Source organism: Planktothrix tepida PCC 9214 (assembly GCF_900009145.1).
GTDB lineage: Bacteria > Cyanobacteriota > Cyanobacteriia > Cyanobacteriales > Microcoleaceae > Planktothrix > Planktothrix tepida.
Genome location: NZ_LN889824.1, coordinates 1 through 253, shown reverse-complemented (window position 1 = coordinate 253; position 253 = coordinate 1). Strand labels below are relative to the sequence as shown.

At 38.7% G+C, this 253-nt stretch carries 1 pseudogene; it reads left to right on the top strand.

The window, feature by feature from the left end:
* Positions 1–253: pseudogene (locus PL9214_RS31770) on the top strand (hypothetical protein); the annotation flags it as partial.

The following is a 253-nucleotide window of genomic DNA, read 5'->3' as shown; positions in this document are numbered from 1 at the left end:
TTAGCTATACGTTACCTACGGAAGTCGAAAACCTCACCTTAATAGGAACAGCAGCTATTAACGGAACAGGAAATAGTTTAAATAACATTATTACCGGAAATATTGCTAATAATCTTCTCGATGGCAGTAGCGGAGCCGACCAACTCCAAGGTCAGGCAGGAAACGATACTTATAATGTCGATAATGCTGGAGATATTGTCACAGAATTAGCAGGTCAAGGAACAGATATAGTTCAATCTTCTATTAGCTATAC